The organism is Pseudomonas migulae NBRC 103157 (assembly GCF_002091715.1).
GTDB classification, from domain to species: domain Bacteria; phylum Pseudomonadota; class Gammaproteobacteria; order Pseudomonadales; family Pseudomonadaceae; genus Aquipseudomonas; species Aquipseudomonas migulae_A.
This window is the reverse complement of sequence record NZ_BDAG01000027.1, coordinates 17,977-40,537: the sequence shown is the minus strand read 5'-3', so window position 1 is coordinate 40,537 and position 22,561 is coordinate 17,977. Positions and strand designations below refer to the sequence as shown.

Genomic DNA, 22,561 nt, shown 5'->3' with positions numbered 1-22,561 from the left:
GTCCGGTTAATCACCGTCAAATTCAAGGGCCTCATCGCCAGCAAGCCGGCTCCTACTGGGATTGTTGTTGTGGCGGATGTGGTTTTTCGAGGCAAAAAAAAGGCCCGCATCGCAGCGGGCCTTTTTGTTTTTCCGGGGGAAGTGGGGATTAACCCGCCACCAACACCCGAATCGCTTCCAGTCGCAACGCAGCCTTGTCGAGCATGGCCAAGCCTTGCTCACGCTGTTTACGCAAGGCAATCAGTTCGCTGTCGCGTACGGTCGGGTTGACCGCTTGCAACGCAGTCAGGCGTGCCAGTTCTTCGTCGGTGTCGGCCGCCAGGCGACGCTGTGCCTCCGCCACACGCTCGGCGTGGCGCGGGAAGATCTTCTCTTCACCGGCGTTGATCCGTGGCGTCAGCTGATCGCGCTGGGCCTGGATGAACTTGTTGGCGCTGGCACGTGGCACGCTTTCCAGCTGATCGTTCAGGGTTTCGAACGACACCCGGGCCGACAGGTCGTTGCCATTGGCATCGAGCAGGCAGCGTAGCGCGGCCGGCGGCAGGTAACGGCCCAGTTGCAGCGAGCGCGGCGCAACCACTTCGCTGACATAGAGCAGTTCCAGCAACACGGTGCCAGGTTTCAGCGCCTTGTTCTTGATCAGCGCCACGGCGGTGTTGCCCATCGAACCGGACAAGACCAGGTCCATGCCGCCCTGCACCATCGGGTGTTCCCAGGTGATGAACTGCATGTCTTCGCGAGACAGCGCCTGGTTGCGGTCGTAGGTGATAGTCACGCCTTCGTCGTCGCCCAGCGGGAAGCTGGCGTCGAGCATTTTTTCACTCGGCTTGAGGATCAGCGCGTTTTCCGAATGGTCTTCGCTGTCGATACCGAAGGCGTCGAACAGGGTTTCCATATAGATCGGCAGGGCGAATTGATCGTCTTGTTCGAGGATGGCCTCGACCAGCGCATCACCTTCGCCGGCACCGCCGGAATTGAGCTCCAGCAAGCGGTCACGGCCGGTGTGCAGCTCGGCTTCCAGGCGCTCGCGCTCGGAGCGGGCTTCGTCGATCAGCGCTTGCCACTCGCTGTCATCGGCATTTTCCAGCAGCGGCAGCAGGCGCGGGCCGAACTGATGCTGCAAGGCGTTGCCGGTCGGGCAGGTGTTGAGGAACGCGTTAAGCGCTTCGTGATACCACTGGAACAACCGCTCTTGCGGGCTGGTTTCCAGGTACGGTACGTGCAGTTCGATGATGTGTTTCTGGCCGATCCGGTCCAGACGACCGATCCGCTGCTCCAGCAGGTCCGGGTGCGACGGCAGATCGAACAGCACCAGGTGGTGCGAGAACTGGAAGTTGCGACCTTCACTGCCGATTTCCGAGCAGATCAGCACTTGTGCGCCGAACTCTTCGTCGGCGAAGTACGCGGCGGCGCGGTCACGCTCGAGGATGTTCATGCCCTCATGGAACACCGTGGCCGGGATGCCGGAACGCACGCGCAGGGCGTCTTCCAGGTCCATGGCGGTTTCGGCGTGGGCGCAGATCACCAGCACTTTGGTGCGTTTGAGCATCTTCAGCGTATCGATCAGCCATTCGACGCGCGGGTCGAATTTCCACCAGCGCTCTTCTTCGTTGGCGTCCGGCTGGGCCTGGAAGCTGACTTCCGGGTACAACTCGGCGTGATCGCCCAGCGGCAGTTCGAGGTATTCGTCGGGGCACGGCAGCGGATACGGGTGCAGTTTGCGTTCCGGGAAACCCTGCACCGCGGCGCGGGTATTACGGAACAGCACGCGGCCGGTGCCGTGGCGGTCGAGCAGTTCGCGGACCAGACGGGCGCTGGCTTCGACGTCGCCATCGTTGACGGCGGTCAGCAGGGCTTCGCCTTCGTTGCCGAGGAAACCGTGGATGGTCTTGTGCGCTTCAGGCGACAGGCGCCCCTTGTCCAGCAACTCCTGAACGGCTTCAGCCACCGGGCGATAGTTTTCACTCTCGGCGCGGAAGGCGTTCAGGTCATGGAAACGGTTCGGGTCGAGCAGGCGCAGACGTGCGAAGTGGCTGTCCTGGCCCAGTTGTTCCGGGGTCGCGGTCAGCAGCAATACGCCGGGAATGACTTCGGCGAGTTGTTCGACCAGCGAGTATTCCGGGCTGGCCTTGTCTTCGTGCCATACCAGGTGGTGGGCTTCGTCGACGACCATCAGGTCCCAACCGGCGGCGAACAGCGCATCCTGAGCCTTCTCGTCTTCCACCAGCCATTCCAGCGCAACCAGCGCGAGCTGGGTGTCTTCGAACGGGTTGGCGGCATCGCTTTCGATGAAGCGTTCTTCGTCGAACAGCGCGACTTGCAGATTGAAGCGACGGCGCATCTCCACCAGCCACTGGTGCTGCAGGTTTTCCGGCACCAGGATCAGCACGCGGTTGGCGCGGCCCGACAGCAGTTGGCGATGGATCACCAGACCGGCTTCGATGGTCTTGCCCAGACCCACTTCGTCCGCCAGCAGAACCCGCGGCGCAATCCGGTCGGCCACTTCACGGGCGATGTGCAACTGGTGCGCGATCGGTTGCGCACGCACGCCACCCAGGCCCCAGAGGGAGGATTGCAACTGACGGCTGGTGTGTTCAAGCGTGTGGTAGCGCAGGGAGAACCAGGCCAGCGGGTCGATCTGCCCGGCGAACAGACGGTCGCTGGCCAGACGGAACTGAATGAAGTTCGACAGTTGGGTTTCCGGCAGGGTGACCACTTCGTTCTGCGCGTTGAGGCCGTGGTAGACCAGCAGGCCGTCGACGTCGTCGACTTCCTGGACGGTCAGTTTCCAGCCTTCGAAGTGAGTGATCGAGTCGCCCGGCGAAAACCGCACGCGGGTGAGGGGCGCATTCCGTAGCGCGTACTGGCGAGTGTCGCCAGTGGCCGGATAGAGCACGGTCAACAAGCGGCCGTCCTGTGCCAGAACGGTGCCTAAACCCAGCTCGGCTTCGCTGTCACTGATCCAGCGTTGCCCCGGTTGATACTGCTGCGCCATGCTGCCTGACTCCCACCTTGAAAAAGCGGGCTATCTTAACGGAATCGGCCCTTCAGACCAAAAGGTTTACGGCGTAGGAGCTGCCGAAGGCTGCGATCTTTTGATCTTGGGGAACACTTGAGTTCTACGTTGTCCGATAAAGATCGCAGCCTGCGGCAGCTCCTACAAGTGCCAAGCGGGTCACAGTTTGCGACCGATGGCTCAAGTCGCCATCCCCGCAGCCGACAGCCTGCTGACAGGAGACAACTCATTATGCTGCCACCGATGCTCCCCTTGAGCGCCGTACCGATCACTTCCCAGCACGACCCGATCCGGCAGCGCCCGGACATTCCACCTGTCGTGCCGGTGCAGGAAAGCTCCAACGAAACCACGATCGACCTGCAACAGCGCGACCCGGAAGAGGCTGCATTTCAGCTGCGCGAGGAGCAGCGCCGCAAGCAGGAGCAGCAAAGGCGTCGTCGTGAAGCCGATGAGGATCCTGACGAGCACCTGGCGATTCCCGGTACCGAGCTCAATGCCGACAACACCGTGCCGGTCGCGCCGCTGATTGAAGACGAGCCGCGTCAGGGCTTGTGGGTCGACATTCAGGTGTAGGCGCTGCCGAAGGCTGCGATCTTTTCAGTCGTCACCCATACTCACTGACCGTCCGCCGCCAACGCCCTCAAACTCCTTAACAGCACCTCAACCTCCCTCTCGGTATTGAGATAACTCACCGCAATCCGCGCGATGCTTTCCAGCCCTCTTGCCTGCATGTCCAGCGGCGTATAGGCCACGCCATTGGCGCCGATGTTGATCCCTCGCTGTGCCAGATGCTGCTTCAAATCGAGACTGTCCCAACCCTTGAGCGTGAAGGCGATCAGGCCTGATTGCTGATCGGAGGGCCCCAGGTTGTGCAGCGTCAGCCCGCTGATGGTGCCGAGGCGTTCGCGCAGGTGTCGACACAACCCGTCGATTCGCTGACGAATGCGGGTCGCGCCCAACCGGTTGAATTCCTCCAGCGCATTGGCCAATCCCGCCAACAAGGCCACCGAGACTTCGCTGGTTTCAAAACGCCGCGCATCCTCGCGCACGGCAAAGCCTTCGCCGTCCCAAGGGGCGGACAGCACGTCCAGATGGCCGGGTAGGAGTCGTTCGAGGAACTCCGGTTTGACATACATCAGCGCCGTACCTCGCGGGCCTCGAAGGAACTTGCGCCCGGCGCCCTTAAGCACATCGCAGTTCAGCGCCCGCACGTCGCAGGGCAATTGCCCGAGTGCCTGGCCGGCGTCGATGAAATAAGGAATCCCGTGCTGTCTCGCCACGGCGCCAATGGCTTCCGCCGGGTTGATCAAGCCGCCGTTGGCCGGGAGCCAGGTCAGCGCGATCAGCTTCACCTTCGAGTCGATCATCTGCTTGAGGGCAGGGACGGATACCGCGCCTGTCTCGTCGCAGGGAATCACCTCAAGCCGCGCGCCCGCGCTGACGGCCCGGTACAGGCAGGCCAGATTGCCGCCCCATTCATGGCGACCGACCAGAATCCGCTCGCCGGCCCGCCACGGGCCCAACGCGTTGAACGCCATGCCCCAGGCCGCCGAGCCGCTGCTGGCGAACGCGATGCTTTCAGTGCTGGCGTTGAGCAATGTCGCGGCCGCGTGGCGGGCGCGGGCCTGGATGCTCTGGTCGGCGGCCTCCATCGGGCCGCCGGTGGCTTCGCGCTGCAACTGCTCGATCATCGCGTCGAGGGTGGCTTGGCTGGGCAACGAAGCGCCGGCATGGTTGAAGTGAATCACGCTGGTGCAACCCGGTGTGGCCGCGCGCAAACGCTCCACCTCCGCGAGATTCACGGCCGCAACTCGAATATTGCGTCGATTTCCACCGCCACGCCGCCGGGCAAGCTCGAAACACCCACGGCCGTGCGTACGTGCCGGCCTTTTTCGCCAAGGGCGTTGACCAACAGGTTGGATGCGCCATTGGCAACCACGCCTTGCCGCTGGAAGTCAGGAGCACTGGCGATAAACACACCCAGGCGGATGATGCGCACCAGTTTCGACAGGTCATCGTTCAGCGCATTGCTGAGTTGAGCCAGCAGGCCCAGGGCTGCGAGTTCGGCGGCGTTGGCACCTTCTTCGTCGGAGATCGATTCGCCAAGTCGACCGATGAACGCCGGTTGGCCGTCCTGCAACGGGATCTGGCCGGAAATGAACAGCTGGTTCTGGCTGACCACATGATTAACGTAGTTGGCGATGGGCTGGCTCGGCGTCGGCAGGCTCAGGCCCAGTTGCTGGACTCGGTGGGCGAGTGAATCGGTCATGGTGAATCCTCCTGAATGAAGGCTTCAGCATGTTGGCGCGTGAGGTGTGCGACAAACGGATAGATTTAATTCGACGTATCCAAATAACTCATGCATGAGCCATTTCATTCAGCCATTCACCGAAACATTCCGCTGCGTCGCTTGAAGGCCGCTCGGGAGTGACCAGCCAATAACCGATTTCGCTAATGAACGGCGGGGTGTCGAAGGCTTCTACCAGCGCACCTTCCTTCAGTCGGCGTTCGATCAAATGACCTCGACCCATGGCAATGCCCTGGCCGGCCACGGCGGCTTCGACGACTATGTTGTAGTCGTGGAGCATTACGCTGGGGTAGTGGCTGAGGTCGATGCCGTTGCGCGCGCTCCAGTCGAGCCATTCGAACGGTTGATGGGATTTGGCCATGAGCAACGGGCCGATGCCGCTGCCCTGGGTTTTGAATGTCGGGCTACAAACCGGTGTCAGTGTTTCTGACATGAAGCGCTGAGCCCGGACTTTCGGCCAGCCGCCCTTGCCATAACGAATCGCCAGGTCGACTTCGCCACCGCCAACATCGGACAGTTCTACCGAAGGCAGCAGCTCGACATGGATGTGTGGATGGCGCGCGTTAAAGTCAGCCAGACGCGGCACCAGCCACAGCGTGGCGAAAGAGGCGAGGAGGCCGATGCGCAGGGTGGTTTCATGATGATCGTTGCCGCGCAGTTCGCGCGTTGCCAGCGCTATGGATTCCAGGGCCGGTTGAATCTGCCGGTAGTACGCTTCGCCGACTGGCGTCAGATCAATGGCCCGGGTGCGGCGGATAAACAGCCGCTGGTTCAGGAACTGCTCCAGTTTCTGCACTTGGTGGCTGATTGCGCTTTGGGTCACCGACAATTCATCGGCGGCCTTGATGAAGCTCAAATGGCGAGCCACGGCCTCGAAGGCGCGCAGGGACATCAAGGGTGGCAGATCCTGGTGCAATTCCACGGCGCGGGTCCTTTGGGTCCATCGCAAAAAAGCGATTGTGCGGCGAAAAAACCGCGTCAGTACATATTTTGTTAAGCCGCTGTCACGCGGGTGACTGGTCAGCGCCGGCGCCAGACCGCATTATTGGAGCAATCCTGCCGAGCGATGCGGCAGCGGAATTCCTTCACGCGATGCACTGAGCGCCATGAGCCAAGACGACAAGCTGATCGACCTTAACGCAGAACGCGCCAAGCGCGTTCACGACCTCAACGACAAACGCCTGAATGAAGTGCGCCAGGCATTCGAACATGCGATGCCTTTGGGTAAAGCGAAGAAGAAGCCGAAGAACAAACCGAAAAAGCGTTAAACCCCGCGCATCCGTTGATGCAGATCAGTTTTCCCCCTCCTTTGCGCCCTGTCTCGGGCGATATTGACCCCGGTCAATTTTCTCTCCTGCCTGATTGGTTAACTTAGCCCCATCGCAACAGGGCAAGTCCAGGAGGCCAGTCATGTTTTTCGACAACGTGGTGATCGCCGGAGTGCTGACAGTCGGCCTCATGGTTCTGTTTTTTGCAGGGTTTGGATTTTTTATCTGGAAGGATTCGCACAAGCGGAAAAAACCGTAGGTCTTTCTTGATGCAATGAGCACGCAAGGCATTTTGGGCAACTTCGGTTGCCCTTTTTTTTTGCCCGCGATTTAGAGGGAAGTGCCCATCTGTAGGAGCCGGCTTGATCTGGCGATGGTGTATCAGCCGACACCCGCGTTGCTGACCCGCCATCGCCAGCAAGCCGGCTCCTACAGGGTTTTGTGTGAGGCATGAAAAAGGCGCGAACCTCACGGGGTTTGGATTTTTTATCTGGAAGGATTCGCACAAGCGGAAAAAACCGTAGGTCTTTCTTGATGCAATGAGCACGCAAGGCATTTTGGGCAACTTCGGTTGCCCGCGATTTATAGGGCGGTGCCCATCTGTAGGAGCCGGCTTGCTGGCGATGGTGCATCAGCCGACACCCGCGTTGCTGACACACCCTCGCCAGCAAGCCGGCTCCTACGGGGTTTTGTGTGAGGCATGAAAAAGGCGCGAACCTCACGGAACGCGCCTTTTTCGTTGCAGCGATGTATCAGCTGCCCAGTGCCTTCGACGCCAGCCAGAACAGGCCGGCCGACAGGGCCACGGTCGCTGGCAGGGTCAGGACCCAGGCCAGCAGGATGGTTCTGACGGTACCGCCCTGCAGGCCGCTTTTGTTGGCGACCATGGTACCGGCCACACCCGAAGACAGGACGTGGGTGGTGGAAACCGGCAGGCTGAAGATGTTCGCCATGCCGATCAGGCTCGCGGTCGTGATCTGCGCCGACATGCCTTGGGAGTAAGTCATGCCTTGCTTGCCGATCTTCTCGCCGATGGTCAGTACCACGCGCTTCCAGCCCACCATGGTGCCCAGGCCCAGGGCCAGTGCTACCGCCAGAATCACCCAGAACGGGGCGTATTCGGTGGTGGTGGTCAGGTCTTTGCGCAGCTTGTCCAGGTCAGCCTTTTCACGGGCAGCGAGGCCGGGCAGCTTGCCGACTTTCTTTGCCGTGTCATCCAGGCAGAGCAGGTAGCGACGGACTTCGATACGGCTTTCCGCCGACAGCGAATGGTAGTCGGCGACACCTTTAAGGGTGTCGAGCAGGGCGGCGATGGTCGGTTCGGTCTGTTGCGGGTTGCAACGGAATTTCTCCGGCAGATCACCTTCCACGCTTTTGCCCAAGGCCAGGTATTCGCCCAGCGTATCGGCATTGCGCTTGTAGAACTGGTTCAGGTGCAGGGTCGCATCGCGAGTGCGTTCGATCTGGTAGGTGGTGCTGCCCAGGTCGAGTACGAACTGCGCCGGAACGATACCGATCAGCACCAGCATGATCAGGCCGATACCTTTCTGGCCATCGTTGGAACCGTGCACGAAGCTCACGGCCATGGCCGAAATCACCAATACCAGGCGGTTCCAGAACGGCGGATGCTTCTTGTCGTCGATCTTGCGGCGCTGTTCCGGCGTCTTGTGCATCTTCGACAGTGGACGCCACCATTTAAGGCCGATCAGGATCAACGCGGCGATCAGGAACCCGGCCATCGGCGAAAACACCAGCGAAGCCGCGATATCGATCGCCTTCTGCCAGTTGACGCCATCGGCCAATGGAATGTCGTTGATCAGGGCGTTGGCCAGGCCAACCCCGAGGATCGAACCGATCAGCGTGTGGGAGCTGGAGGCCGGGATACCGAAGTACCAGGTGCCCAGGTTCCAGGTGATGGCGGCGGCAAGCAACGAGAACACCATGGCCAGTCCGTGACCGGTGTTCACATTGATCAGCAGTTCTACCGGCAGCAGGTGGACGATGGCATACGCCACGCCAACACCGCCCAGCAGCACGCCGAGGAAGTTGAACACACCGGAAAAGAACACGGCCAGATGCGGCGGCATGGCTTTGGTGTAGATAACAGTGGCCACCGCGTTTGCAGTGTCATGAAAGCCGTTGATGAACTCGAAGGCGAGGACAAAGGCGAGGGCGAGCAAGAGGCTCACAAGCACCCAAGCATCCAGTCCGCTGAATAAATCGATCATGAAGGTTTTCTGACCCGGTCGTAAGGGGGCGCGATTATGCCAGAAAAGACTGTAAATCGATGCACTAGCTGCTCATCGGTAACATTCTTCAACGAATTAGTGGGTGGGCACACCTCGAACTCCGGGTGTTTTCCGGGGTTTGCAAGTTGTTGAATTGCCTTGAAAAGCCCGCAGGCACAAGGGTTTCTCTCGAAACAGCGAGAGGCGCAAAGGCTTGTATGAAATATCTGAAAAGAGGGCAGGGCATGAGCCAATTACCTCATCAGATAGATGAGGTGGCCGCTGCCCGCTCGTAGCGGGCGCGAATGGCAACATCAATGCATCCCGCTTTTAACGGGGGCAGACGCAGGCCCTTGAAAGGAGTCAAGCCGAGGCGATCATGGCTCTTCGGCTTTGAGTTCCTTTTCCATCTTTTGCAGTTCCTGGGTAAAAGCCTGGTCCTGAACGGTGGCGCGTTTACGCCAGGGTTTGCGTTCCGGTTCGGGCTGAGCGGCGTAGGTGGTGACTTCCCCGCCGTAAACTTCCTTGTAACGTTGTTCCTGGCGCTCAAGTTCCGCGCGCAGTTCTTCTTTCGTCACAGTGCTACCTGTATGGGTTGAGATTAATTCTGGTAAATCGCGCTGCATCAAATGCATTGATCACGCTCGTCGAAAGGACAACGCCCGGAAGGGCATCGTTTTACGGCACGGCGATCAATACTTCCATGTTGCAGGCGGCCACGGCACCAGAGCAAAACAGCTGACGTAGCATCAGTTTCCTGTTTCAGCGAGCGCGCTGTCAGAGCATTTGAAATGAGTGTCAGGCGCTTGCTGCGGGCAACAGCGATGGAACATCGCGCTACCGGGTGACGGATCCGGCGAATAGAAAAACCGGGTCGTCACTGTATTGCATTATAGCGGTCGATTTGAAGAACACTATCGCCAAAGAGTTAAAAATGGATCTTCATGTGTGATCGTTTTATTACTTGCAAGTTTTTACCTTCACTTGGCCGCGCTGTCTTTCTGGCGTCATTAAGTCGAACAAGTTAGGACATTACTTGGGGGCCTTTAACTCAGGGTTCAAGCACAGGGGTAAAACCATGTAATGGAGAAAGGGCGCACACGTGTCCGGCCAAGACTCTATAACGGCAACCGATTGCGATTATCGGTCGAGAGTTCGATAATCGCCCAGTCTCGGCTGCCTGTGGCTTGTGTGCCGAATTGGAGCCGCCTGTAATAGCCGTCGCCGATCCGTGTGGGAAAAGGACCTGATATGAACGAGCAAATGCGCAATTCCTTCGCTTCAGTAGCGCCGCCGATCGTCGCGTCGCCCGCCAAGCGAATCCAGGCCCTGACCGGCGATCCGGACTTCATGACCTCACTGGCCCGAGGCCTGGCCGTGGTGCAAGCGTTCCAGGAGCGCAAACGGCACCTGACCATCGCGCAGATCAGTCACCGCACGGAAATTCCCCGCGCCGCCGTGCGACGTTGCCTGCATACCCTGATCAAACTCGGCTACGCCACCACCGACGGTCGCACCTATTCGCTGCTGCCCAAAGTGCTGACCCTCGGTCATGCCTACCTGTCCTCGACCCCGCTGGCGGTGTCTGCCCAACCTTATCTCGACCGCATGAGCGAACAACTCCACGAGGCCTGCAACATGGCCACGCTGGAAGGCGATGACATTTTGTACATCGCTCGTTCGGCGACGACTCAGCGGCTGATTTCCGTCGACCTGTCGGTAGGCGGACGCCTGCCGGCCTATTGCACCTCCATGGGCAGGATTCTTCTCGCGGCACTGGATGACACATCGCTGCGCGAATACCTCGACCACGCAGACCTGCAAGCCAAGACCAGCCGCACCTTGCACACTCCCCAAGCGCTGCTCGAATGCCTGCAGGAAGTGCGGCAACAAGGCTGGTGCATCGTCGATCAGGAACTGGAACAAGGCCTGCGGTCGATTGCCGTTCCTGTGTACGACGCTTCTGGGCAGGTAGTGGCGGCACTCAACGTCAGCACGCACGCCGCCCGGGTCAGCCGCAACGAGCTGGAGCAACGGTTTCTGCCGGGTCTGCTGGCGGCCAGCCGTAACCTCAGCGCGCAGCTGTTTGCCTAAGCTGTTCGATAATCGCCCAGACTCGCGCTTAACGAATTGACGCACTTTCCCCAGGATCACTAATGTCGCGGCAGCGCCAGCTCAGGCTGGCACCTGTCCGACTGCGTTCTTGCGTGGAATAAAAATAATGAACCAGCCTCAGTCTGCTGTAGGTAACTGCCTCGATGTGCAGTCCTTCATCAATGCTCAACCCATCTCGCGCTACCAGTGGCGAGTGGTGATCCTGTGTTTCCTGATTGTTTTCCTTGATGGCCTCGACACCGCGGCCATGGGCTTCATTGCGCCGGCGCTGTCCCAGGACTGGGGCATCGATCGCGCCAGCCTAGGCCCGGTGATGAGTGCGGCGCTGATCGGCATGGTCTTCGGCGCACTGGGCTCCGGCCCGTTGGCTGACCGCTTCGGGCGAAAAGTCGTACTGGTCGGCGCGGTGCTGCTGTTCGGCGCTTTCAGCCTGGCGTCCGCTTACAGCTCCAATGTCGATCAACTGCTGGTGCTGCGCTTTCTGACCGGCCTGGGTCTTGGCGCCGGGATGCCGAACGCCACGACATTGCTGTCGGAATACACCCCGGAGCGCAAGAAATCCCTGCTGGTGACCAGCATGTTCTGCGGCTTCAACCTCGGCATGGCCGGTGGCGGATTCATTTCGGCCAAGCTGATTCCGGCGTTCGGCTGGCACAGCCTGCTGTTGATCGGCGGAATTCTGCCGCTGATCCTTGCCGTCGTCTTGCTGTTCTGGCTGCCGGAGTCGGCGCGTTACCTGGTCGTGCGCAATCGCGGCACCGACAAAGTGCGCAAGGCGCTGGCGCCAATCGATCCCACTGTCGTCGCTCAAGCATCCAGCTTCAGCGTGCCGGAACAGAAAACCGTGAAGGCCCGTAACGTGTTTGCGGTGATCTTCTCCGGCACCTACAGCACCGGCACCTTGTTGTTATGGCTGACCTACTTCATGGGCCTGGTGATCGTTTACCTGCTGACCAGTTGGCTGCCGACGCTGATGCGTGACAGTGGCGCGAGCATGGAGCAGGCAGCATTCATCGGCGCGCTGTTCCAGTTCGGCGGCGTATTGAGCGCAGTGGGCGTGGGCTGGGCGATGGACCGGTTCAATCCGCACAAGGTCATCGGCACTTTCTACTTGCTGGCCGGGGTGTTTGCCTACGCGGTAGGGCAGAGCCTGGGCAACATCACGCTGTTGGCGACGCTGGTGCTGGTGGCCGGGATGTGTGTCAACGGTGCGCAATCGGCGATGCCTTCGCTGGCGGCGCGGTTTTATCCGACCCAGGGGCGGGCGACCGGGGTGTCGTGGATGCTTGGCATTGGTCGGTTCGGCGCGATTCTCGGTGCGTGGATGGGGGCGACGTTGCTGGGGTTGGGCTGGAATTTTGAACAAGTGTTGACGGCGCTGGTGATACCGGCGGCGTTGGCGACGACGGCGGTGGTGATCAAGGGCATGGTCAGTCATGCGGATGCGACCTGATCCGGCTTGAAATGACGGCGTAGCACAAAAGATCGCAGCCTTCGGCAGGCGTACGCGTTCTGGCGTAGGAGCTGCCGAAGGCTGCATCTTTTGTGCAGGCGACGACGATCGGTAGCGAGACAACAATCTGTTCGATAAACGAACACTTAGTCGATTATCGGATTGTTTGGTGTTTTGCACAGGCTTAACCTTCAGTCATTCCGGCGCGCGCATCGCGCCTTTTTCTACCACTGTCGGTTCATAACAAAACGGGAGCCTGCCCCATGGCTGAAATCCTTTCGCTGCACGACGCGGTGAAGCAATTCGTCAACGACGGCGATACCGTCGCGCTCGAAGGCTTCACTCACCTGATCCCTACGGCAGCGGGTCACGAAATCATTCGTCAGGGCAAGAAAGATCTGACGCTGGTACGGATGACGCCCGACTTGATCTACGACCAGTTGATTGGTGCCGGTTGTGCTCGCAAGCTGATTTTCTCCTGGGGCGGCAACCCGGGCGTCGGTTCGCTGCACCGTCTGCGTGACGCGGTCGAGAAGCAGTGGCCACACGCGCTGGAAATCGAAGAGCACAGCCACGCCGACCTGGCCAACGCCTACGTCGCTGGCGCCTCTGGCCTACCCTTCGCGGTGCTGCGTGCCTACGCCGGCTCCGACCTGCCGAAGGTCAACCCGCTGATCAAGAGCGTCACTTGCCCGTTTACCGGTGAAGTATTGGCGGCGGTGCCTTCGGTGCGTCCGGACATCACCGTGATTCACGCGCAGAAAGCCGACCGCAAAGGCAACGTGCTGCTGTGGGGCATTCTCGGCGTGCAGAAAGAAGCCGCACTGGCCGCCAAGCGTTGCATCGTCACCGTCGAAGAAATCGTCGACGACCTCAATGCACCGATGAACTCCTGTGTCCTGCCGACCTGGGCCTTGAGCGCGGTCTGCCACGTCCCTGGCGGTGCGCATCCGTCCTACGCTCACGGCTACAACGAGCGCGATAACCGTTTCTACCAGGCATGGGACCCGATTGCCCGCGACCGTGACACCTTCACCGCGTGGATCAACGAATACATCCATGGCAGCGCTGACTTCAGCGAGTTCCAGGCCAAGCTGGCCGCTGCATCGGAGGCGAAGTAATGACTTACACCACCAATGAAATGATGACCGTCGCCGCTGCCCGCCGTCTGAAGAACGGTTCCGTGTGCTTCGTCGGCATCGGCCTGCCGTCGAAAGCCGCCAACCTGGCGCGTCTGACTTCTTCGCCGGATGTAGTCCTTATCTACGAATCGGGTCCGATCGGTGCCAAGCCGAGCGTACTGCCACTGTCGATCGGTGACGGTGAACTGGCGGAAACCGCTGACACCGTCGTTCCGACCGGTGAGATTTTTCGCTACTGGCTGCAGGGCGGGCGCATCGACGTCGGTTTCCTCGGCGCCGCGCAGGTCGACCGCTTCGGCAACATCAACACCACGGTGGTCGGCGATTATCACCAGCCTAAAGTCCGTCTGCCGGGTGCCGGCGGTGCGCCGGAGATTGCCGGTTCGGCCAAAAGCGTTTTGATCATTCTTAAACAGTCGGCGCGTTCCTTCGTCGACAAACTCGACTTCATCACTTCGGTCGGCCACGGCGAGGGCGGTGATTCGCGCAAGCGTCTGGGGCTGCCGGGCGCCGGTCCGGTGGGCATCATCACCGACCTGTGCATCATGGAACCGGAAGCGGGCACCCATGAATTCGTGGTCACTGCGCTGCACCCTGGCGTGACCCGCGAGCAAGTGACCGCCGCGACAGGTTGGGCGATTCGTTTCGCCGAGACGGTTGAAAACACGGCCGAGCCGACCGAGGTCGAACTGAAAGCGCTCAGGGATCTGGAAGCCCGCACCGCCGCCGCCCATGGCCAAGCACCCGGAGAAGCGTGATGCGTGACGTTTATATCTGCGACGCGATTCGCACCCCCATCGGCCGTTTCGGCGGTGGCCTGTCAGCCGTTCGCGCCGACGACCTGGCCGCCGTGCCGATCAAGGCGTTGATGGAACGCAACCCGTCGGTGGACTGGAACGCGGTGGACGAGGTGTTCCTCGGCTGCGCCAACCAGGCCGGTGAAGACAACCGTAACGTAGCGCGCATGGCGCTGCTGCTGGCGGGCCTGCCGGAAACCATTCCGGGCGTGACCCTCAATCGCCTTTGCGCTTCGGGCATGGACGCGATCGGCACCGCGTTCCGCGCCATCGCCAGTGGCGAAATGGAGCTGGCGATTGCCGGTGGCGTCGAGTCGATGTCCCGCGCGCCGTTCGTGATGGGCAAGGCGGATGCGGCGTTCTCGCGCAACATGAAGCTGGAAGACACCACCATTGGCTGGCGTTTCATCAACCCGTTGATGAAAGCCCAATACGGTGTCGATGCCATGCCGCAGACCGCCGATAACGTCGCGGATGATTACGAAGTGTCCCGCGAAGATCAGGACGCTTTTGCACTGCGCAGTCAGCAGCGGGCAGCCGCCGCGCAAGCGGCAGGATTTTTCGCTGAAGAAATCGTCGAAGTGCGCATTGCCCACAAGAAGGGTGAAACCGTCGTAAGCCAGGACGAACATCCTCGCGCCGACACAACGCTGGAAACCCTGGCCAAACTGAAACCGGTCAATGGTCCCGACAAAACCGTGACTGCCGGCAATGCGTCGGGTGTGAACGACGGTGCCGCAGCGTTGATTCTGGCCTCGGCCGAAGCGGTCAAAAAACACGGTCTGACCGCTCGCGCCAAAGTGCTGGGCATGGCGAGCGCTGGTGTTGCACCGCGGGTAATGGGCATCGGCCCGGTCCCGGCGGTGCGCAAACTGACTGAACGCCTGGGCCTTGCCGTCAATGATTTCGACGTGATCGAACTTAACGAAGCCTTCGCCAGCCAGGGCTTGGCCGTACTGCGCGAACTGGGGCTGGCGGACGACGCAGCTCAGGTCAACCCGAACGGTGGCGCCATTGCCTTGGGTCATCCGTTGGGCATGAGCGGTGCGCGTCTGGTGTTGACAGCGTTGCATCAACTGGAAAAAAACGGTGGCAAGAAAGGTCTGGCGACCATGTGTGTCGGCGTCGGTCAGGGGTTGGCCTTGGCGATCGAACGCGTCTGACGCACAGCAGTGACAATAAGAACTGAGGAAAGCGAAATGACTGACAAGCCTGGTTACCGTCGCCCGCAGGAAGGCACCCAGCCGGAGTACCTGCACCCGACTTATCAATCCACCAACCTGCGATCGCCGTCCAAGCCGTTGGTGTTTCTGCCACATTCGTTGTCGGAAATTACCGGCCCGACGGTCGGTGCCGAGCGGGTCAGCGAGAAGGACAACGACCTGACCGCCCAGCACACGGGCGAGCCATTGGGCGAACGCATCATCATTCACGGACGCGTGCTGGATGAAAACGGTCTGCCGGTGCCAGGGATTCTGGTGGAAATCTGGCAGGCCAACGCCGCTGGCCGCTACAACCACGCCCGCGACCTGCATGACGCACCGCTGGACCCGAATTTCACCGGCACCGGCCGTACCGTGACCGACGCCGATGGCTGGTACCAGTTCCAGACCATCAAGCCCGGCGCTTACCCGTGGGGCAACCACCACAACGCCTGGCGCCCGGCGCACATCCATTTCTCACTGTTCGGGCCGAGCATTCTGACGCGCCTCGTCACGCAGATGTATTTCCCCGGCGACCCGTTGCTGGCATACGACCCGATCTACAACTGTGTGCCGGACACCCGCGCCAAAGAGCGCCTGATTGCCAGTTTCGACCTGGAAAAAACCATCCCTTCCTACGCCCTCGGTTATCGCTGGGACATCGTATTGCGCGGCCGCGATGCCACGCCGATGGAGAAATAAGATGACGCTGACTGCGACCACGTCCCACACCGTCGGGCCGTATTACCACATCGGCCTGACCTGGCTGAACCGCGAAAACCTGACCGTCGAACAAACCCTGGGCGAGCGCGTGGCGATCACCGGGCAAGTCGTCGACGGCAACGGCGATGTCGTCAATGACGCGATGCTGGAAGTCTGGCAGGCCAACGCCGCTGGCAAATACGATCACCCCGAAGACGATCAGGACAAACCCCTGGACCCGAACTTCGAAGGCTTTGGGCGGATTCCGGTGGATGCCGAAGGGCGCTTCCGGTTCACCACGATCAAGCCGGGCACGGTGGAAGGCCTGAAGGGCGCGACCCAGGCACCGCACCTGGTGGTGCTGGTGTTTGCTCGCGGGTTGGTGAAACACTTGCTGACGCGAATTTACTTTGATGGCGAGCCGGCCAACGTATCGGATCCGCTGCTGGAGTGCGTGCCGGCTGAGCGCCGCAATACCTTGCTGGCGAAACAGGATGCGTCCGGTGTGTACCAGTGGAATGTGATTCTGCAAGGCACCGATGCGGAGACGGTGTTCTTCGACTACTGAAAACACCGCCCCCTGTAGGAGCCGGCTTGCTGACGATTGCGGTGTGTCATTCAACATTGATGACACTGACATACCGCTATCGCCAGCAAGCCGGCTCCTACAGCGGGACGTGTCGCTTGTGTCATCTGTGGAACGGGACTGTTGCAAAGTGTGTCTAGACTGTCACCGTCCCCAAAGAGTGAAGAACAATGACAACCCCTACCGCTATTCCAGCGCATTACACCGGCGAGGAGCGCAGCAAGCGCATCTTCGCCATTGTCGGCGCCTCGTCCGGCAACCTCGTCGAATGGTTCGACTTCTACGTCTACGCCTTTTGCGCGATCTATTTCGCCCCTGCCTTTTTTCCGTCCGATAACCCGACTGTGCAGTTGGTCAACACCGCTGGCGTGTTCGCCGCCGGGTTCCTGATGCGGCCGATTGGCGGCTGGATTTTCGGCCGTGTCGCGGACAAGCACGGGCGCAAGAATTCGATGCTGATATCGATTCTGATGATGTGCTTCGGCTCGCTGCTGATCGCCTGCCTGCCGACCTACAAGGACATCGGCGTCTGGGCGCCGATCATGCTGCTGTTCGCGCGCTTGCTCCAGGGCTTGTCGGTGGGCGGCGAGTACGGCACCACCGCGACCTACATGAGCGAAGTTGCGCTCAAGGGCCAGCGCGGTTTTTTCGCCTCGTTCCAGTACGTGACGCTGATTGGCGGACAACTGCTCGCGGTGTCGCTGGTGGTGATCCTGCAGCAGTTCCTCACTGAAGATGACCTGCGTGCCTACGGCTGGCGGATTCCGTTCGTGGTCGGTGCGGCCGCGGCATTGATCTCGCTGTTTCTGCGTCGCTCGCTCAAGGAAACCACCAGCAAGGAAATGCGCGACAACAAGGACGCCGGCAGCATCCGCGCTTTGTTCCGCGACCATAAAGCTGCGTTCATCACCGTGCTTGGCTACACCGCCGGTGGCTCACTGATTTTCTACACGTTCACCACGTACATGCAGAAATACCTGGTGAATACCGCCGGCATGCACGCCAAGACCGCCAGTTACATCATGACCGGCGCACTCTTTCTATATATGTGCATGCAGCCACTGTTCGGCATGCTCGCCGACAAGATCGGCCGACGTAATTCGATGCTGTGGTTCGGTGCTTTGGGTACGTTGTTCACCGTACCGATCCTGTTGAGCCTGAAAAGCGTCAGCAGTCCGTTCCTGGCCTTTGTGTTGATCACCGTGGCGCTGGCGATCGTCAGTTTCTACACCTCTATCAGCGGCCTGGTGAAAGCCGAAATGTTCCCGCCGGAAGTACGCGCATTGGGCGTTGGCCTGGCGTATGCGGTGGCGAATGCGATCTTCGGCGGCTCGGCAGAATACGTGGCGCTGAGCCTCAAAGCCGTGGGCATGGAAAACTCCTTCTACTGGTACGTCACGGTGATGATGGCGGTGGCGTTTCTGTTCAGTCTGCGTCTGCCGAAACAGGCGAAATACTTGCACCACGACCTTTGATCCATCTGCGTGGGCCACACCGGCCCACGCCTTAAGGGACTGTTTATGAACCAGCAACCGGGCAATCAACTGTTCGATGCTTATTTCACTGCCCGCGATATGCGTGACGTGTTCTGCGATCAGGGCCGGGTTCAGGCCATGCTCGATTTCGAAGCAGCGCTGGCTCGGGCCGAGGCGTGTGTCGGACTGATTCCGCAAGCGGCGCTCGCGCCTATCGAAGCGGCCTGCCGCGCCGAACATTACGACTTTGCGGCCCTCGGCGAGGCGATTGCCACGGCCGGCAATTCGGCGATTCCGTTGGTGAAAGCGTTGGGCAAGCAGATCGCAAGCACCCATGCGCAAGCCGAGCGCTATGTGCATCTGGGCGCGACCAGCCAGGATGTGATGGACACTGGCCTGGTGCTGCAACTGCGCCGGGCACTGGAACTGATTGAAGGCGATCTGGCGCAACTGGGCGAAACCCTCGCGACGCAAGCCTTGCGTTTCGTCGCCACGCCGCTGGCCGGACGCACCTGGTTGCAACACGCGACGCCGGTCACTCTGGGCATGAAGATCGCCGGTTGGCTGGGCGCCGTCACCCGCAGCCGGCAACGCCTGCAAGAACTCAAGCCGCGTCTGCTGGTGCTGCAATTTGGCGGCGCCTCTGGGACCCTCGCGGCCCTTGGCGAGCAGGCAATGCCGATTGCGCAAGCGCTGGCCGGGGAACTGCAACTGACCTTGCCTGATCAGCCCTGGCACACCCAGCGTGATCGCCTGGTGGAATTCGCTTCGGTGCTGGGACTGATCGCCGGCAGCCTCGGCAAACTTGGCCGCGATATCAGCCTGTTGATGCAGACTGAGGCGGGCGAAGTGTTCGAACCTTCGGCGCCGGGCAAGGGCGGCTCTTCGACCATGCCGCACAAACGCAACCCGGTGGGCGCTGCGGTGTTGATCGGCGCGGCTACCCGCGTGCCCGGTTTGCTCTCGACCCTGTTCAGCGCGATGCCGCAGGAACACGAGCGCAGTCTGGGCCTGTGGCATGCCGAGTGGGAAACCCTGCCGGAAATTTGCTGCCTGGTGTCCGGCAGCCTGAAACAAGCGCTGCTGGTGGCGGACGGACTGGAAGTGGACGCCGAACGCATGGCCCGCAATCTCGACCTGACCCAAGGCCTGGTGCTGGCCGAGGCGGTGAGCATCGTCCTCGCCCAACGGGTCGGCCGCGACACCGCGCACCATCTGTTGGAACAATGCTGCAAGCGCGCCGTGGCCGAGCAACGGCATTTGCGCGCGGTCCTCGGCGACGAGCCGCAAGTGACCGCCGAACTCTCGCCTGCTGAACTCGATGATCTGCTGAACCCTGCCCACTATCTCGGTCAATCCCGTACGTGGGTCGAGCGAGCGGTGGCTGAACATTCTGCGTTGACTGCCTGAAGGAGATTGCTGTGGCTTTCGTACAACTCGCCGAGGGCGAACTGAATTACCAACTCGATGGGCCTGAACACGCGCCGGTGCTGGTGCTGTCCAACTCGCTGGGCACTGACCTGCACATGTGGGACGCACAGATTGCGGCGTTCACCGAACATTTCCGGGTGCTGCGTTTCGACACGCGCGGGCACGGCAAATCGCTGGTCACGCCGGGGCCGTACAGCATCGAGCAACTGGGCCGTGACGTGCTCGCGTTGCTGGACGCGCTGCACATCGATAAAGCGCATTTCTGCGGCCTGTCGATGGGGGGCTTGATCGGCCAGTGGCTGGGCATCCATGCCGGTGATCGATTGAACAAACTGGTGGTGTGCAACACCGCGGCGAAAATCGGCGATCCGTCGATCTGGAACCCACGCATCGAAACCGTGCTGCGTGACGGCGCGGCGGCCATGGTCGCGCTGCGCGATGCATCGATTGCGCGCTGGTTCACCGCGGATTTTGCCGAAGCCAATCCTGCGGCGGCCAAGAAGATTACCGACATGCTCGCGGCCACTTCGCCAGAAGGTTATGCGGCCAATTGTGCGGCGGTACGCGATGCCGATTTCCGTGATCAGCTGTCCTCGATCAAGGTGCCGCTGCTGGTGATCGCCGGTACTGAAGACGCCGTGACCCCGCCGTCCGGTGGGCACTTCATCCAGGAAAAGGTGCAGGGCGCCGAGTACGCCGAGTTCTACGCCGCGCACCTTTCAAACGTTCAGGCCGGTGCTGAGTTCAGCGACCGAGTGCTGGCGTTTCTGTCAGCTGATTGAGGGGATTGCTGTGGACGAGAAACAACGTTACGACGAGGGCCTGAACGTCCGCCGCGCCGTGCTCGGCGACGCACACGTCGACCGCAGCCTGAACGCGCTGACCGAGTTCAACTCGGAGTTTCAGGAAATGATCACCCGCCACGCCTGGGGCGACATCTGGACCCGTCCGGGTTTGCCGCGCCACACCCGCAGCCTGATCACCATTGCGATGCTGATCGGCATGAACCGGGAGGGCGAACTCAAACTTCACCTGCGTTCCGCGGCCAACAATGGCGTGACCCGTGGCGAGATCAAAGAAGTCATCATGCAGAGCGCAATCTACTGCGGCATCCCGGCGGCGAATGCGACGTTTCATTTGGCGGAATCGGTGTGGGATGAGTTGGGGGTTGAATCCCGGGAATAGACCAAACACCACAAACCTGTAGGAGCCGGCTTGCTGGCGATATGAACGACGCGGTTTGTCAGGCAGACCGCGCCGATCCTATCGCCAGCAAGCCGGCTCCTACAGGATTTTGCAGGTTTACAACAAACTGATCGGATAGCTGACGATCAACCGGTTCTCGTCGAACTCGTTGTTGCTGTAGTCGCGGCGCATGGTCGAGTTGCGCCATTTGACGTTCAGGTTCTTCAGCGCACCGCTCTGCACGGTGTAGCCCAGTTCACTTTCGCGTCCCCATTCCTTGCCGTCGGTGACGGTGCCGGTGTGCACGTTTTCGCCGCTGATGTAGCGGTTCATCAGGGTCAGGCCGGGAATACCGAGCGCGACAAAGTTGTAGTCGTGACGCACCTGCCAGGATTCTTCCCGGGCGTTGTCATAACTGGAGTTGTAGCTGTCGTTGGCCAGGGTGCCACCGCTGGTGCCGTTGACCCGCATCCAGGCGCTGTCGCCGGTGAGTTTTTGCAGGCCGACGTAGAAGGTGTTGCCGCCGTATCTGGCCGAAAGCAACCCAGACCAGGTCTTGTTGTCCAGATCACCGGCGCGGGCACTGCCGTCGTCCTTGCCGTAGAAGACACCGAGGTTGGCCCCCAGGGTCCAGTCGCCAATGGGTTGCGTGTGAATCAGGTTGACGTATTGCTGGCTGTAGATGTCCTTGAGTTCGGCGTTCCACAGGCCGATTTGTGTGCGCTTTTCGTTGAACAGGTATTCACCGCCCTGGAAGTTGAAGCGGTCGGAGGTGAACGCCGCTTTGCCGGTCATCGACAGGTCGTTCATGCTGCTGTCGTCACGGGGGCTGTTCTGGCGGAACTGGCCGCCGTAGAGCGTCAGACCATTGATTTCCTTCGAGGTGATCTGGCCGCCACGGAAGGTTTGTGGCAACGAGCGCCCATCATCCGAACGCAGGATCGGCAGCACCGGCATCCATTCGCCGACCTTCACTTCGGTCTGCGACAGCTTGGCCTTGAACGCCACGTTGGTGCGACCGAAGCTGTCTGCCGGGCGACCGTCGTGGTCCAGCGGCAGCAGTTGCGTGCCACCGGTGCCTTTGCCGCCGTCGAGTTTCACCGAGTACAGCCCCAGCACATCCATGCCGAACCCGACGGTGCCCTGGGTGAACCCGGACTTCGCGTCGAGGATGAAACTTTGCGTCCACTCTTCAGCCTTGCCCTGCGCCTTGGTCGGGTTGGTGAAGTTGCGGTTGATGTAGAAGTTGCGCAGGTTGAGGTTGACCTTGGCACCTTCGACGAAACCTGACTCTTCGGCCGTGGCGGGCAGGGCCATGCCAGTCAGTGCGATGGCGATCAGGCCGGGAAAGACGTACTGCGCAGTGGAAGGGGTCATGTGCTCGGGTCTCTCTGATTCTTGGGGATGAAACGGGTTGATGCCGCAACCGCCGGGTTGCAGACAAAAAATTCGAATTCAAATGAAACGGGGGCGAGATCAGCCGGACAGGGCAGGGCGCGGGGGCATGGTGTCGAACCTGTTGTTATTGGTTTTGTGTGGCGAATGGTGCGGGGAATGAACTGGATGGTTCAATTGGTAAAAGCGGGTTTTGGGCGGTTATCGAACGTAAGATGGGTCCGGTTTTGGGTTGCCTGTGCCGGCCGCATCGCGAGC

General features: G+C 60.7%; 21 protein-coding genes. 14 read left to right on the top strand and 7 right to left on the bottom strand.

Going from position 1 to position 22,561, the window contains the following annotated elements; genetic code table 11:
* Nucleotides 1-148 precede the first annotated feature (148 nt).
* On the bottom strand, nt 149-2,995 hold the full coding sequence (gene rapA / locus PMI01S_RS19695) for an RNA polymerase-associated protein RapA (protein ID WP_084321758.1): 2,847 nt from the start codon (nt 2,993-2,995) through the stop codon (nt 149-151).
* 252 nt (nt 2,996-3,247) lie between these two features.
* Between rapA and PMI01S_RS19690 the strand changes: the two genes are divergently transcribed.
* Nucleotides 3,248-3,589, top strand: coding sequence for an aspartate-semialdehyde dehydrogenase (locus PMI01S_RS19690; protein ID WP_084321757.1), 342 nt, complete (start codon nt 3,248-3,250; stop codon nt 3,587-3,589).
* A gap of 41 nt (nt 3,590-3,630) precedes the next feature.
* On the opposite strand, the gene PMI01S_RS19685 is transcribed toward PMI01S_RS19690, so the two are convergent.
* The 3 genes from PMI01S_RS19685 to PMI01S_RS19675 all read right to left on the bottom strand — a co-directional run bounded on the left by PMI01S_RS19685 (nt 3,631) and on the right by PMI01S_RS19675 (nt 6,246).
* Nucleotides 3,631-4,818, bottom strand: a complete 1,188-nt coding sequence (locus tag PMI01S_RS19685) for an aminotransferase class V-fold PLP-dependent enzyme (protein WP_084321756.1) — start codon at nt 4,816-4,818, stop codon at nt 3,631-3,633.
* A complete protein-coding gene (locus tag PMI01S_RS19680) occupies nt 4,815-5,285 on the bottom strand; it encodes a RidA family protein (RefSeq protein WP_084321755.1) in 471 nt (156 codons plus the stop codon). Before PMI01S_RS19680 ends, PMI01S_RS19685 begins: the two co-directional genes overlap by 4 nt.
* A gap of 88 nt (nt 5,286-5,373) precedes the next feature.
* Nucleotides 5,374-6,246: a LysR substrate-binding domain-containing protein gene (locus PMI01S_RS19675; RefSeq protein WP_084321754.1), complete on the bottom strand. Its 873-nt coding sequence runs from the start codon at nt 6,244-6,246 to the stop codon at nt 5,374-5,376.
* 184 nt (nt 6,247-6,430) lie between these two features.
* Between PMI01S_RS19675 and PMI01S_RS31730 the strand changes: the two genes are divergently transcribed.
* Both PMI01S_RS31730 and ccoM read left to right on the top strand, forming a co-directional pair.
* Entirely contained in the window at nt 6,431-6,592 is a 162-nt protein-coding gene (locus PMI01S_RS31730; protein WP_090473885.1) for a hypothetical protein, read from the top strand.
* A gap of 142 nt (nt 6,593-6,734) precedes the next feature.
* On the top strand, nt 6,735-6,851 hold the full coding sequence (gene ccoM, locus PMI01S_RS32230; protein ID WP_007906619.1) for a cytochrome c oxidase subunit CcoM: 117 nt from the start codon (nt 6,735-6,737) through the stop codon (nt 6,849-6,851).
* Nucleotides 6,852-7,344: 493 nt separating this feature from the next.
* Here the strand turns inward: ccoM and PMI01S_RS19670 are convergent, their stop codons facing one another.
* Both PMI01S_RS19670 and PMI01S_RS19665 read right to left on the bottom strand, forming a co-directional pair.
* Complete coding sequence (locus PMI01S_RS19670; protein WP_084321753.1) at nt 7,345-8,820, bottom strand: inorganic phosphate transporter; 1,476 nt, start codon at nt 8,818-8,820, stop codon at nt 7,345-7,347.
* A gap of 377 nt (nt 8,821-9,197) precedes the next feature.
* Nucleotides 9,198-9,398, bottom strand: a complete 201-nt coding sequence (locus tag PMI01S_RS19665) for a hypothetical protein (RefSeq protein ID WP_084321752.1) — start codon at nt 9,396-9,398, stop codon at nt 9,198-9,200.
* Nucleotides 9,399-10,071: 673 nt separating this feature from the next.
* On the opposite strand from PMI01S_RS19665, the gene pcaR reads away from it, so the two are divergent.
* The 11 genes from pcaR to pcaC all read left to right on the top strand — a co-directional run bounded on the left by pcaR (nt 10,072) and on the right by pcaC (nt 20,908).
* On the top strand, nt 10,072-10,914 hold the full coding sequence (gene pcaR / locus PMI01S_RS19660) for a pca regulon transcriptional regulator PcaR (protein WP_084321751.1): 843 nt from the start codon (nt 10,072-10,074) through the stop codon (nt 10,912-10,914).
* Nucleotides 10,915-11,041: 127 nt separating this feature from the next.
* Nucleotides 11,042-12,388, top strand: a complete 1,347-nt coding sequence (gene pcaK / locus PMI01S_RS19655; protein ID WP_084321750.1) for a 4-hydroxybenzoate transporter PcaK — start codon at nt 11,042-11,044, stop codon at nt 12,386-12,388.
* A 263-nt stretch (nt 12,389-12,651) separates the two neighbouring features.
* The gene (locus tag PMI01S_RS19650; protein WP_084321749.1) at nt 12,652-13,509 is read left to right on the top strand and encodes a CoA transferase subunit A; all 858 of its coding nucleotides are present in this window, start codon (nt 12,652-12,654) and stop codon (nt 13,507-13,509) included.
* Nucleotides 13,509-14,288 (top strand): CoA-transferase subunit beta, encoded by a 780-nt coding sequence (locus PMI01S_RS19645; RefSeq protein WP_084321748.1) that lies wholly within the window; start codon nt 13,509-13,511, stop codon nt 14,286-14,288. Before PMI01S_RS19650 ends, PMI01S_RS19645 begins: the two co-directional genes overlap by 1 nt.
* Nucleotides 14,285-15,490: a 3-oxoadipyl-CoA thiolase gene (gene pcaF, locus PMI01S_RS19640; RefSeq protein ID WP_174602678.1), complete on the top strand. Its 1,206-nt coding sequence runs from the start codon at nt 14,285-14,287 to the stop codon at nt 15,488-15,490. Before PMI01S_RS19645 ends, pcaF begins: the two co-directional genes overlap by 4 nt.
* A gap of 36 nt (nt 15,491-15,526) precedes the next feature.
* Nucleotides 15,527-16,231, top strand: a complete 705-nt coding sequence (gene pcaH / locus PMI01S_RS19635; protein ID WP_084321746.1) for a protocatechuate 3,4-dioxygenase subunit beta — start codon at nt 15,527-15,529, stop codon at nt 16,229-16,231.
* A 1-nt stretch (nt 16,232) separates the two neighbouring features.
* A complete protein-coding gene (gene pcaG / locus PMI01S_RS19630) occupies nt 16,233-16,799 on the top strand; it encodes a protocatechuate 3,4-dioxygenase subunit alpha (protein WP_084321745.1) in 567 nt (188 codons plus the stop codon).
* Between the two features lie 188 nt (nt 16,800-16,987).
* Complete coding sequence (locus PMI01S_RS19625) at nt 16,988-18,292, top strand: MFS family transporter (RefSeq protein WP_084321744.1); 1,305 nt, start codon at nt 16,988-16,990, stop codon at nt 18,290-18,292.
* Between the two features lie 45 nt (nt 18,293-18,337).
* Nucleotides 18,338-19,702 (top strand): 3-carboxy-cis,cis-muconate cycloisomerase, encoded by a 1,365-nt coding sequence (locus tag PMI01S_RS19620; RefSeq protein WP_084321743.1) that lies wholly within the window; start codon nt 18,338-18,340, stop codon nt 19,700-19,702.
* A gap of 11 nt (nt 19,703-19,713) precedes the next feature.
* Nucleotides 19,714-20,505 (top strand): 3-oxoadipate enol-lactonase, encoded by a 792-nt coding sequence (pcaD, locus tag PMI01S_RS19615; RefSeq protein ID WP_084321742.1) that lies wholly within the window; start codon nt 19,714-19,716, stop codon nt 20,503-20,505.
* Between the two features lie 10 nt (nt 20,506-20,515).
* A complete protein-coding gene (gene pcaC, locus PMI01S_RS19610) occupies nt 20,516-20,908 on the top strand; it encodes a 4-carboxymuconolactone decarboxylase (protein ID WP_084321741.1) in 393 nt (130 codons plus the stop codon).
* A 117-nt stretch (nt 20,909-21,025) separates the two neighbouring features.
* Here the strand turns inward: pcaC and PMI01S_RS19605 are convergent, their stop codons facing one another.
* The gene (locus PMI01S_RS19605) at nt 21,026-22,285 is read right to left on the bottom strand and encodes an OprD family porin (protein WP_084321740.1); all 1,260 of its coding nucleotides are present in this window, start codon (nt 22,283-22,285) and stop codon (nt 21,026-21,028) included.
* Nucleotides 22,286-22,561: the final 276 nt, after the last annotated feature.